The 12,170-nt window shown below is 65.9% G+C and carries 9 protein-coding genes and 1 riboswitch; of the genes, 2 read left to right on the top strand and 7 right to left on the bottom strand.

Annotated features, from left to right (window positions below; translation table 11 throughout):
- On the bottom strand, window positions 1-740 hold a 740-nt coding region (locus tag AKL29_RS45630; RefSeq protein WP_244482450.1), incomplete at its 3' end, for a GspE/PulE family protein.
- A gap of 336 nt (window positions 741-1,076) precedes the next feature.
- Here AKL29_RS45630 and gspD point away from each other — a divergent pair.
- Together gspD and AKL29_RS27315 are read left to right on the top strand one after the other, a co-directional pair.
- A complete protein-coding gene (gene gspD, locus AKL29_RS27320) occupies window positions 1,077-3,458 on the top strand; it encodes a type II secretion system secretin GspD (RefSeq protein WP_167350421.1) in 2,382 nt (793 codons plus the stop codon).
- Between the two features lie 76 nt (window positions 3,459-3,534).
- Entirely contained in the window at window positions 3,535-4,008 is a 474-nt protein-coding gene (locus AKL29_RS27315; protein ID WP_028340292.1) for a tetratricopeptide repeat protein, read from the top strand.
- Between the two features lie 7 nt (window positions 4,009-4,015).
- Here AKL29_RS27315 and AKL29_RS27310 read toward each other — a convergent pair whose 3' ends face one another.
- The 6 genes from AKL29_RS27310 to AKL29_RS45625 all read right to left on the bottom strand — a co-directional run.
- The gene (locus AKL29_RS27310; protein ID WP_050386309.1) at window positions 4,016-5,515 is read right to left on the bottom strand and encodes a PepSY-associated TM helix domain-containing protein; all 1,500 of its coding nucleotides are present in this window, start codon (window positions 5,513-5,515) and stop codon (window positions 4,016-4,018) included.
- Between the two features lie 2 nt (window positions 5,516-5,517).
- Window positions 5,518-7,800, bottom strand: a complete 2,283-nt coding sequence (locus AKL29_RS27305) for a TonB-dependent receptor (protein ID WP_050386308.1) — start codon at window positions 7,798-7,800, stop codon at window positions 5,518-5,520.
- Window positions 7,801-7,907: 107 nt separating this feature from the next.
- Window positions 7,908-8,102, bottom strand: a riboswitch (cobalamin riboswitch).
- A gap of 225 nt (window positions 8,103-8,327) precedes the next feature.
- The gene (locus AKL29_RS27300) at window positions 8,328-9,257 is read right to left on the bottom strand and encodes a CobW family GTP-binding protein (RefSeq protein ID WP_152977796.1); all 930 of its coding nucleotides are present in this window, start codon (window positions 9,255-9,257) and stop codon (window positions 8,328-8,330) included.
- 1 nt (window position 9,258) lies between these two features.
- Entirely contained in the window at window positions 9,259-10,749 is a 1,491-nt protein-coding gene (locus AKL29_RS27295) for an amidohydrolase family protein (RefSeq protein ID WP_050386307.1), read from the bottom strand.
- A 153-nt stretch (window positions 10,750-10,902) separates the two neighbouring features.
- Window positions 10,903-11,307, bottom strand: coding sequence for a hypothetical protein (locus AKL29_RS27290; protein ID WP_244482449.1), 405 nt, complete (start codon window positions 11,305-11,307; stop codon window positions 10,903-10,905).
- Between the two features lie 152 nt (window positions 11,308-11,459).
- Window positions 11,460-12,170, bottom strand: a 711-nt coding sequence (locus tag AKL29_RS45625) for an ATP-binding cassette domain-containing protein (RefSeq protein ID WP_244482448.1), incomplete at its 5' end; no start/stop codon positions are given.

Raw genomic sequence — 12,170 nt, 5'->3', positions numbered from 1 at the left:
GCGCCGTCCTGCGGCAGGCGGCGCTCGGCGATATTGAGATTGGCGATGATCTTGATGCGGGAGACCACCGCCTGGGGCAGCACGCCCGATAGCGCGGCGACCGGCCGGAGCAGACCATCGATCCGCAAGCGCACCATCAGCCCGCCGGAAAACGGCTCGATATGGATGTCGCTGGCGCGAAGCTCGACCGCCTTCTCGATGAGATCGTTGACCGCGCGCACCACCGGCGCGCCGCTGGCGAGATCGCGCAGACTCTCGATGTCGTCTTCGCGGGGCAGCGCCGCCGCGCTATCGGCGGCCTCGGCCTCCTCGGCGCTGGAAGAGTTGTTCAGCGCGATGGCGACGTCTTCCGACGAAGCCACCTTCACATGGATGCCGGCGCCAAGCACGATCTGCGCCGCCCGCAGCGTTGCCTGATCGGTCGGGTCGACGACCGCGAGCACCGTGGTCCCGTCGGCCGCCCGACACGGATAGACCATGGTCTCGCGCAGGAAGCGCGGCGAGAACGCCCCCACCAGCGGTTCGGCCGAGGTCATCTCCTGGAGCGTCAGCCGGCCGAACGAGAAAAAGCGCGCGGCTTCGTCTGCGAAGTCGGTCGGGGAGAGGCTGGTGACCTCCCACAGCTTCAACTGCCTGACGTCGGCGCCCTGCCCGGTCCGCTCAGCCGGTCCATCGCTCGGCGCCAGGTGATTGTTCTGACGCAGATAATCCACGAACCGAACGGACAGGTCGTTGGCCATTCTCGATATCCCGCCACACTATCCCGGATCAGTTCGTGCCAAGTGCCGCTGCGTGCCGTCACGTTCGGCTCCCGGCAATTGTGCGGTTATCGATCCGAAGTGTGACAGCTGTGCGAAGTCACATCATTCGTCCCGCTCAAGAAACTTTGAGGGTGGCATCGCGGACACAAGCAGCGCATCGGCTGCACAGTTTAGGTGCGATGCGATGCGCAGGTCGCGAACGACAATCATGTAACCAATTTATTTCTGTCATGTTCGATCGCTAAGAGTCCCTCCGGGGTAGGACCGATCGTCGCAAGCAATCGAAATTTCTGTTAGTCAAAGCGAAGGGCCTTCATGCAACGCGTAGGCACAGTGGGCCGCTGCCCGACGATCCGTGGCGGCCTCGCAGCCATTTTTGCCTTGACGTCATTGGGGTTGTTGGCGTCCTGCAATTCCGCGACGGTCGGCGAGAGCGTGGACGCATCCCAACTCGACGTCACCGACAAGGTGCGCTTGCTGGATCTGGCGCAGCGCCAGCCGCAACCGGTGAACGCACTGGCGGCGACGGGCGGCAGCCAGAGCGGCAGCGTCCGCGCGGCGATGTATGACGGAAGCGAAGTGACGGCGGTTGCCGATGCGCGGCCGCAACCGGCGTCGAACGGCAACGGCTTCGACCTGAATTTCGAGAGCACGCCGGTGGCGACCGTCGCCAAGGTGGTGCTCGGCGACATCCTGCATGTCGGCTACACCATCGACCCGCGGGTGCAGGGCACGGTCAGCCTGGTCTCGGTCCGCCCTGTGCCGAAGTCCGACATGGTGTTCGTGCTCGAAAACGCACTCCGCCTGAGCGGCGTCGTGCTGCTCAAGGATACGGCAGGCTATCGTCTGACGCCGCTCGGCGACGCCGTCGGCGGCGGCCGCGTCGATGCCGCAGCGGCCAATCCCGAACCCGGATTCGGCATCTCGGTGGTCCCCCTGCAATATGTGTCGGCGCAGACCCTCATGAAGCTGACCGACAGTTTCGCCACCAGGGCCGGCGCGATCCGCGCCGACACGACGCGCAATCTGCTGCTGATCCAGGGCACCGGCGCCGAGCGCCGCACCGCGGTCGATACCGTGCTCAGTTTCGACGTCGACTGGATGCGCGGCCAATCCGTCGGCATCTTCCCGATCTCGAGCGGCTCGCCCGCGCCTGTCATTGCCGAGCTGGAGAAGATCGTCGATTCCGGCGAGAACGGCCTCAGCCAGAACGTCATCAAGTTCATGCCGATCGCGCGCCTGAACGCGATCCTGGTCGTGACCAAGAAGGCCGACATGTTGCATACGGCCGCGACCTGGATCAAGCGCCTCGACCGCAACGACACGGCGCGCACCTCGGTCCATGTCTATCGCGTCAAATACGGCGATGCGCGCCAGATCGCGCGGGTCCTGACCGACATGTTCCTTGGCGGATCGTCCGGCAACCTGCTCGACAGTGCCGACAGCCAGCTCGCGCCCGGCTCCGGCACCTCGTCGACCTCGAGCGTCGCCGACCGTCTGTCGCTCAACAACAACAACGGCGCGAATTCAGGCATGAGCGGCTTCGCATCCCGCGGCACGTCGGGGACCGGCGTAACAGGCCTGGGCCAGGGATTCGGCGCCGGCGGTCAAGCGAACAATCCCAACAATCCGGGCCAGGGCAACAATGCTGCGCTGGATGCCGGACGCGGTGCTGGCGGCGGCAACGGGCAGCCCGTCATGCAGGACGTCCGCATCACGCCCGATGTCGTGAACAACAATCTCCTGATCTATGCCGACCAGGCCAACTACCGCATCATCGAGTCGACCCTGCTGCAGATCGACGAGCCGCAGCTCCAGGTCGCGATCGACGCGACGATCGCCGAGGTCACGCTCAACAACACCTTGTCCTATGGCGTGCAGACCTATCTCACCAGCCAGAACCTCGGCCTGAAGCCGAACACCGGCTCGATCCTCGGCACCCAGGCGACGTCCGCGCCCGCGACCACCACAGACGCGACCACCGGCGCGGTCTCGGTCGCGGGATCGCTTACCAATGCCTTCATCAACCAGAGCTTCCCGGGCTTCAACTTTCTGATCGGAAATGCAACGCAGCCGAGCCTGATCCTGGATGCGCTGCACGCCGTCACCAGCGTCAAGGTGCTCTCCAATCCCTCGCTGGTCGTGATCAACAACCAGGTCGCGACCCTACAGGTCGGCGACGTCGTCCCGGTCTCGACCGGCAGCGCGACGGTGCTGACCACGAGCAACACGGTGGTCAACACCATCGACTATCGCAACACCGGCATCATCCTGAAGGTCTCGCCACGCGTCAGCGTGAACGGCACCGTGCGGCTCGACGTCGAACAGGAGATCAGCAATGTTCCCCAAAGCAGCGGCAGCACGGTCAACCTGACGCCGACCGTATCGGAACGACGGGTCAAGAGCCAGATCTCGGTGGCCAACGGTCAGACCGTGCTGCTGGCGGGCCTGATTAGCGAGCAGCAGAGCGGCGCCCGCAATGCGCTTCCGGTGCTCGATCAGATTCCGGGCCTCGGTGACGCCTTCGGACATCAGAGCAACGGCACCCAGCGTACCGAGCTGATCATCTTCATCCGCCCGCAGATCATCCGCAACGGTTCCGACGCCCAGACCGTGGCCGAGGAGCTTCGATCGAAATTGCGCGGCAGCATCGCCACGACATCGACCAATGCGCCGATCACCACCAGCTATCACTGAGCCGGGCAGCAGGATGCGCCGCGTTCTCGCACAACGGACGGGCCTCTCGGCTTCGCTTGCGATCGTGGTTTGGGCGATGACCGCCTCTGTCGCGAGCGCTGACAGCGTGGCGCGCGGATCGGCCGCCTTCCATCGCGGCGACTATGTCCGGGCGGCTCGGGAGCTCGCGCCGGCCGCCGAGCGTGGCAACGCGCGTGCCCTCGGCATGCTCGGCTTCTTGTATGAGCACGGCTTCGGCGTGCCGCAGGCCTATGCAGCCGCCGCCGACTGCTACTATCGCGGCGCCGTGCAGGGCGACCCGTTCGCGCAAGCCCAACTCGGCCTGATGTACGACAAGGGTCACGGCGTTCCGACGGATTTCGTGCTGGCCTACAAATGGCTCAATCTGGCCGCGGCCCGCTCGAACGGGCGGCAGCGCGACGCCTATCTCCGGTTCCGCGATGCGGTCGCATCCAAGCTTTCGACCTATGAGATCATTGCCGGACAGCGGTTCGCACTGGAATGGGCGCCCGATCGGCCGGCGCCGGACGTGCACCTGACCGTCAAGTAATCGCGGCTTACGAGGGCGTGCGTATGAGGCTCGCGGACATGCGCCTGCCTCGTACCTTGCGCCGCCACAACCGGCGCCAGCCGATCACGATCCCGCTGATCGAGATAAGCGTGCCAGCCGCCGACAGCAGCCACACCACGACGTCGCGCGCCGGCGAGATGCGCAGCAGCAGCGGGACGTCGAGGCTGTGCAGCGCGTTGAACAGCCAGCGGTAGGACCGACGGCTATCGTCGCTGCGGTCGAGGATCTCGCCGGTGACGGGCGAAATGTGCAGCCAGGTGTGAGCAGGATCGTCGAAGCCGATCCGCAATACGGGAAGCTCGCGCGCCTGGTGCAGCGTGTACCAATAGGCATCAGGTTGATCCAGCTGTCGCGCCGATATCATCGTTGCTCCCGGCATGGCGCGCCGGGCCGCCGCGATGATCTCGTCACGCGAGATCGCTACTGGTGCGCCGGTCGCGGGATCGGCGAGGTTGCGCCCGCCACTACCATCGTCGAGGAACATCAACCGGTGTCCGCCGATCCAGACGAAGCGCGCCTCCACCGCGGGCATCGAGGGCGGCGACTGGAAGCCGGCGAGGATGTCGGGCGTGTCATGGCCGCTGTAGCCGATCGTAATCTCACGGGTGATGCCGCGAGCGGAGAACGCGCCGCCGGGATTGAGCGAGAGCCAGCCGCTGAACATCCAGGTGAGAACGAAGATGCCGCCGATCAGGCCGGCAATGTGATGCCAGGCCATCCAGCCGCGATAGGGCGAGACGGCGCCGCTCGCGTAGCGGCGCGTCAGCCGCATGCGCAAAATGCCGATCCAGAAGCCGGTAACCGCGACGACAAGACAGACACCCGAGATCCACAGCACCACATCCCGCCACAGCGGGCCGTCCTTGCGCAACACGGTCGGATAGATCCAGTGCGGGATCGCGCCGAGCCAATTCCAGATGCGCTCGCGCCGCGTGGTGTCGAGCGCGATCTCGCCGGTGCGCGAGGAAACGTAGAGTTCGGTGCCATCGGCGTCACCGAGGCGGATCAGATAGAGCGGCCGCAACGAATCGAAGCGCGCCGTGACCGACCATTGGTCGCGCGTGATCGTTTCGATCAAGCGCGGCTGCACAGCATGCGGATGATGAGCGGTAATGGCCAGCGCCTGGTCCGGCATGATCCGGTCGATCGCGCTGCCGTCGATCGCCGAAATGGTGATCATCCCTCCCTCCCAGCCGGCCACCCGATAGACGGGCGTGTCGTCCATCATCGAAAGTCGCAGATCACGCGGATAACGCTCGACACCCGCGATCGCCATCGCGCGATCAGGCGTGACCCGCACCTTGCTCCAGGGAATGACAGGAAGCGCGGCGAGGCGCTCGCTGTCGGTGAGGCGCGGAAAGGCCACGTACATCATGACGAGGCCGGAGATGAACCACATCGCGAACAAAAGACACGTCGCAATGCCGATCCAGCGATGGACGATATAGAGCCACCGCCGCCCGCGCCGGATCAGAGCGTTGCGCATGGTCAGAACTTCACGTTGACGGACAATTCGGCGGTACGCGGCATGCCCAGCAGCCACTGCCCGGTGCCGTTCGAGGTCACCGCGTAAGCCTTGTCGAACAGATTGTAGAGGCGGAACGCGACCGTGGTCCGGTCGTCCGGCTTCCACCTGACGCCGCCATTGACCACATTGTAGCCCGGCCGCAGCTGGGTGTTGGCGAGATCGGAGTACATCGCACCGACGATCTGCACGCCGCCATAGGCCGACCAGTTGGGCGCGAAGTCCCAGGTCAGCCAGACGTTCGAGACCTGCTGCGGCACGTTGACCGGGACATTGCCGTTGAAGCTCACGATCTTGCCGCCGACCACCTGGCTGTTGTTGTCGTATCTGGCGCGCAACAGCGCAACATTGGCATCGACGCGCCAGCCGTCGTTCAGCGCGAGCCCGATCGATCCTTCGACCCCGCGGGATGATTGCTGGCCGATCTGCAATGCCAGGCCGCCGGTGGGGTGGCCGGGATCGGGAATCGTGAGCCCGGTCTTGACGATCTCGTAGGCAGCCAGCGTCCACTCGCCGCGACCGCCCCAGAACGACTGCTTGACCCCGATCTCGGTCTGCTTGCCCGTCGCAAGCTGGAACGTTTTCTGCGTGGTCGACAGTGAGATCAAATTGCTGACCGGATCGACGCCGACCGCGTACTGGCCATAGAATGCGAGGTTCTTGATCGGCTCGTAAACGAGGCCAGCGCGCCAGCTCGTGCCTGATAGCGTCGTCTCGAAACTGTTTGCCGGCGCCTTGTAGTCGGTGCGGTCCACCTCGGGGCGATCATACCTGACCCCGGTGACGAGCGACAATTGATCGGTCAGCGAGAGACGATCCTCGGCGAACAGCGCGTATTGATTGACGATCGCATTGAAGCCCGGCGTGGTCGCCGTCGTCGTCGCGAAGAACGACCCGGGATCGAACACATAAGGATTGACCGACGACGCGCCGCCATAGGGCGAGTTATTGGTGTGGGTGAAGTCGATCCGGTTGACGTCGAAGCCGGCGACAAACTGGTTCGCAAGTCCAAACACGTGACCGCTGAAGGTCGCATCCATCCGATTGCCGAGCTGCTTCTGGTCGTGGAAGATCTCGATATAGCTCGTGCGATCGATCAGCTGGGTCTTCGGATTCCAGGTGTAGTTCTCGATGTCGCGCCAGTGCCGCTCGCTGGTCAGGTAATACAGCGTGTTGTTGATCTTGAAGCCGTCGGCGACGTCCCACTCGGTCTTGAACCGGGTCCAGCTGTCCTGATAGCGGATCGCGCTGTCCAATGCATTGTAGTTCTTGAAGCGCAGCGCGTCCTGGATCGAGCCGTTGATCAGCGGCGTGCCGAAATAGCGCGACGGGCTGCGGTCGCCGTAGTCCTCCGAGAGCGTGAAGGCGAGATTGTCCGACGCCTGCACCCGCACGGCAGCGGAGACTACCGCGTTCGAGGTCTTGTCGCGATCGACCCAGCCGTCCGACATGTTGCCGGTAGCGTTGATGCGGTACGACACATTGGGATCGATCGGACCGGTGCTGTCCACGGACAGCCGCCGCGTCATGTTGCTGTCGAGCGAGACCTCGGCCTCGTTAGTGGGCGTATTGAGCGGTTTTTTCGGGATCACGTTGATGACGCCACCGATCGCGCCTTCGCCGTACAGCACCGAGGCCGGACCGCGCAGCACTTCGATGCGCTGCGTCGACCAGGTGTCGTAGGGGAATGTCAGGGTGCCGGAGCCGATATAGAAGCGCGTGCCGTCATACAGCGTCATCACCGAGTTGCTGCCGGCAAAGCCGCGGGTGCTGAACGACAGGCCGCCATTGCCGGGCGCCGGCGTCGCGACGAACCCGGCCGCGTCCTGGGTGACGGCATCGAGCACATTGTGCTGGCCGCGTTCGGCGATGGTCTGCGCCGTGATGATCTCGACGCTGGCCGGCGTCAGCAGCGGTGTCAGATTGAGACGACTGCCGGTGCCGCCCTGCGTGGTGGCATTGAGCGTCGGCGATGCCGATCCCGATGCGCCCGACGCTGCGACGCGCGGCGCGTTGCCGGCTGTTGCGATCGTCGCGGGCCTCGGCCGTGGCCGCGCCGCAGCGGCCATGTCACGGCTGCGCGCCGCAGGCTTCGGCTTGGCGGTCACCGAGGGCGCGACCTCGATCGGATCGAGCCTGGTTGGTGGAGGTGTTTGTGCCGAGCCTTCGGCCGGCAACAACAGCGATGACAGGGAGCAGACGAGACCGAGGCGCCATTTGCGCGCAACGGGAAAGGACGGAGACATGAAAGGGACTCGCGGTAACGTGGCACGTCACCGCGAACGCGGACTGGCGCATTGCCCAAAAGGCAGTGCTCCGATCCCACCAGGACGCCCCCGCCCGATGTGCTCGCGTGTGACCACGACTGACGGCAGGTCTCCTGGCTCACGGGTCATCGCCTGTCGACGCCTTCCCGGGCCGATGGCCCAGTGGCAAATTGACGAAAGGCTCGCCGTTTACAGTTGCGGGGACAGCTGCGGCATTGGGGTTACCCTCGCACCGCATTCCCTTTTGATCCCCGAAGGGAACCGTCGGCAAAAACGATAGGTGGTGCCGGCAAGGCTGTCAATTCGATGCGATTGTCGCACAAATGCTTTGGCGGATGGAGCTGCGGCGATGACACAGCGGCATCCGCGGATGACGCGCAGATGTAATCCCGTCATCGTGAGGAGCCGCGAAGCGGCGTCTCGAAGGATGCATGGCCACAGCCGGGCGTCCATCCTTCGAGGCTCGCTCTGCTCGTGCCTCACGATGACGGAAACATAAGCTCACATCACTCGATGTCGACACATCCCTGCATGATCGCATCGATCTCGGTGCGCGACAGAGCCCCCATCTCGGCGATAAACACGATGCGCGTGCGCGGCACGCCGGGCGACGGCACGCCGCCTGCAGCTAAGGTCGCGCGGCCGCCGGCGAGTTGAAACACCGTCAGCCGCCCGGGCTGTTCCACCGTCTCGAACAATCCCTTCGCCCGCGCCAGCTTCGGCGCCAGTCTGCCGATCGCCTGCTGCAAGCGCGGCAGCACGACGGGCCGCTCCGAGGTCCAGCTCAGCGTCTCGAAGCGATCCGACGACGGCCGTCGCGGCGCGGTCTCGCGCGGCGCCGACACATGATCGAGGTCCGCCGGGAACAGTAGCGCGGCCGGCACCTCGCCATGCAAGGCATCAACCACCACGGCCGCCGGACGCACCGCGCGCACGGCGTCGCGGATCGCGGCGCACGCGGCGGCGTCGGCCAGATCGACCTTGCTCAGCGCCACCACATCCGCCGCCCGGAGCTGCGACCGCAGCAGAGCATCGTTCAGCACCGCCGCAGGCTGCGCCGCGTCGACCACGCACAGCACCGTCTCCAGCGGCGCCTCCTTCCAGATCACGGGATCCATCAGGTTGCGCACGATGTCGGCGGGATCGGCGATCCCGCTGGTCTCGATCACGATGAATTCGGGACGCGGATCACGCCGCAACAGCGTGGCGAGCGTGCGCAGCAGGTCGCCCTCCAGCGTGCAGCAGATGCAGCCATTAGCCAGGCTGACCACGCCGTCGCTGGCGCCCGCGATCAGCTCGGCGTCAATATTGATCGCACCGAAATCGTTGACCACGGCGGCGATGCGCCGCCCTTGCGCATGCGCCAGCAGATGGTTGACGATCGTGGTCTTGCCCGCTCCGAGGAAGCCCGCGACCAGCAGGATCGGGACCGGCACCTCAGCCCCCCGTGACGGGGCGGCGCACCGGCCGGCCGGGACGCGCCGCGACATCGAGCACACCATCGCTGATCAGCGGCTGGCCGCTGACCACGAGATGCCGCACGCCCTCCGCCGGACGATTCATCGCGGAAAAGGTCGCGCGATCGCTCAGCGTCTCGTAGTCGAACACCACGACATCGGCGTCGGCGCCGACCTGCAGCCGGCCCTTGGCTCGCATCGCCGGCGTGCTCGCCGACAGGATCTCGGCCGGGATCAGCGCGCATTTGCGGATGCCTTCGAGCAGCGACACTTTCTTGCGTTCGCGCACCCATTCGCGGATGAAGCGGGTGAAGCAGCCGGCCGAGCGCGGATGCGAGGTGGCATCGTCGGGCAGCGGCCAGGCGTCGCCGCTGTAGGGACGGCCGTCCGACAGCGTCCACGGCATCGCGTCGGAGGCGATCGCGCCGCCCGGATACAGCACCGCCATATCGAGCAGATCGCGATGATGCGCGTTGTTCTCGATGTCGAGCACGTGCCACAGCACCAAGGTCGAGGGCTCTTCGGCCTGTGCCGCCAGCAGCTCCTCGCGGCTGCCGAAACGGTGACCGTCGGTCACGCGCTGCACCGAATCGTAACCGAGGCCGTTGCGCTCTTCGAATTTCGGATCGCTGAAGAAGGTCGCCGCCAGCACGGTCGAGCCGGTGCCGTAGGGATAGGCCTCCACCGTGATCGGCAGGCCTTGCGCCTGCGCTTTCGCAATCAGCGCAACACAGCGTTCGATATCCGTCTTGCTCGATGAGTTGAAGTGGCAGATGTGCATATGCGCGCCGGTGGCGCCGGCATAGCCGATCAGGCGGATATAGGCCTCAGCCGCGCTCTCGGGATCGATCCGTGACATGTACGCGACGTGGGTGAAGGTCGGCACCGCATGATCCGCCGCGAGCTGGCACACCGCGGTCAATTCCTGCACGCCGGCACCCGGCGCATAGGCGTTGAGAATGCCGATCCCGATACCGCCCTCGTTCAGGCCGATCGCGAGGCGGTCGAGGATGCCGCCGACCTCGCCTTCGGTCGCGACGTTTTCGATCCAGCGGCGATCGCGCATCGCGGCACCAAACGATTCCAGCGAGCTTTCCGAATTCGAACCGGTCATCGCACCGATGCGCGCGAAGGCCCAGTTGGCGGCGGCGCCGTAGTTCAGCACTCTGCCCTTCTTGGCCTGGCGCTTGTACCAGGACGCAACCGGCAGCACGCCGGCCTCGAGGTCGAGCGAGGTCGTCACCCCGTCGAACGCCTGCATGCGGTCGGCCGGAATGGTCTGGCCATGCGCGTGCAGGTCGATGAAGCCCGGCGCCACCACGAGCCCGGTCGCGTCGATCTGCCGTTCGGAACCGCCGAGGCCGGTGCCGACCGCGGCGATCTTGCCGTCGACGACGGCGACGTCGCCGATCGCGTCCATCCCGCTGGCCGGATCCACCACCCGGCCACCGCTGATCACCAAGCCACCCATCTCGCCACTCCCCGCATTCCGAAACCGACCGGTCCCTTGTCGAGCACAGAGAAGCGCATCGTACTGATCGCAGCAAGCCGGCCAGGGTTGTGGCGACATGCTGTGACGGAATATCCGCCGCGCGGTGATGGCGATTGCAGAGCGAGGCCCTTCCTACGCTCCGGTTGCACGCCGCGACGGCAGCCCGCGCCAGAGATCGGGGCCGGGCTTCACGCGGCTCGCCACGAGTTTCGGCGGCGTGCGGTCCTTGGTGTGGTCCTTGGCGATCGCCGCTTCGACCGCCCGCTTGAGCCTGACATTGTCGATCTGCGCCAGGAATCGCCGGACGACGGCATCCTGATCCGCGCCCTGACCGGAGATCGCCGCGCACAGCTCCGCGGTCGTCCTGCGGAAGAAGTGGAAGGCGTCATCGGCCGCGCCACCCAGCCGGTCGACCTCGCCGGCCACACCGAGCGCGTGCATCCGATCGTCGTCGTCGAGCGTCACTGCGAAGCGCAGCACGGCAAGCTGCCAGGCACGGAGCAGCTTGCTCTCCGGTTCGGTCGCATTCTCGCGCATTAGTCGAACACCCCGCGCGCCTGACTTCCTTCGGCTGTCGAGGGAGGTCGGGCGTGGCGCGACTATCCTTGTGCGGGAATAGGTTTTCGAGGGGAGCGCGCGCCCGATCGCATAGGAATCGCATAGGCAGAGCGCACCGAGCCCCAATTCGCTCAGATCCCCTCGAACTGCAGCCGGGCCAGCCGGGCGTAGAGGCCGCCAGCGGCGACCAGTTCGGCGTGGGTGCCCTGCTCGACGATCCTGCCCTGGTCCATCACCAGGATGCGGTCGCAGGACAAGACGGTCGCCAGCCGATGCGCGATCACCAGCGTGGTGCGGTGGCGCATCAGTTCCTCCAGCGCGGTCTGCACCAGCGTCTCGCTTTCGGCGTCGAGCGCCGAGGTCGCCTCGTCGAGCAGCAGCAGCGGCGCATCGCGCAGGATCGCGCGCGCGATCGCGATGCGCTGGCGCTGGCCGCCGGACAGCGTAACGCCACGCTCGCCAAGCTGGGCGTCGAAGCCGCCGGGCAGCCGGCGCAGGAATTCGCTGGCATGGGCGAGATCGGCGGCACGCTCGACCTCGGCGTCGGTCGCATCGGGCCGGCCGAACCGGATGTTCTCGCGGGCGCTGGCGGCGAACACCACGGAATCCTGCGGCACCAGCGCGATGCGCGCGCGCACCTCGGCCGGATCGGCCTGCCGGATCGGCACGCCGTCGAGCGAGATGGTGCCCGATTTCGGATCGTAGAAGCGCAGCAGCAGATGGAACAGCGTGCTCTTGCCGGCGCCGGACGGGCCGACGATCGCGACCTTCTCACCTGACCGGACCGAGAGCGACACTTCATCGACCGCAAGCGCGTCGGGCCGGCTCGGATAGGCGAAGCT

The organism is Bradyrhizobium pachyrhizi (genome assembly GCF_001189245.1).
GTDB classification, from domain to species: domain Bacteria; phylum Pseudomonadota; class Alphaproteobacteria; order Rhizobiales; family Xanthobacteraceae; genus Bradyrhizobium; species Bradyrhizobium pachyrhizi.
Note: the sequence above shows the minus strand (reverse complement) of the source record. Positions and strands in the feature narration are given on the sequence as shown.

Coding starts and splice junctions, on each gene's coding strand:
- gspD (WP_167350421.1), top strand. CDS start 1,077: ATGCAACGCGTAGGCACAGTGGGCCGCTGCCCGACGATCCGTGGCGGC.
- AKL29_RS27315 (WP_028340292.1), top strand. CDS start 3,535: ATGACCGCCTCTGTCGCGAGCGCTGACAGCGTGGCGCGCGGATCGGCC.
- AKL29_RS27310 (WP_050386309.1), bottom strand. CDS start 5,515: ATGCGCAACGCTCTGATCCGGCGCGGGCGGCGGTGGCTCTATATCGTC.
- AKL29_RS27305 (WP_050386308.1), bottom strand. CDS start 7,800: ATGTCTCCGTCCTTTCCCGTTGCGCGCAAATGGCGCCTCGGTCTCGTC.
- AKL29_RS27295 (WP_050386307.1), bottom strand. CDS start 10,749: ATGGGTGGCTTGGTGATCAGCGGTGGCCGGGTGGTGGATCCGGCCAGC.
- AKL29_RS27290 (WP_244482449.1), bottom strand. CDS start 11,307: ATGCGCGAGAATGCGACCGAACCGGAGAGCAAGCTGCTCCGTGCCTGG.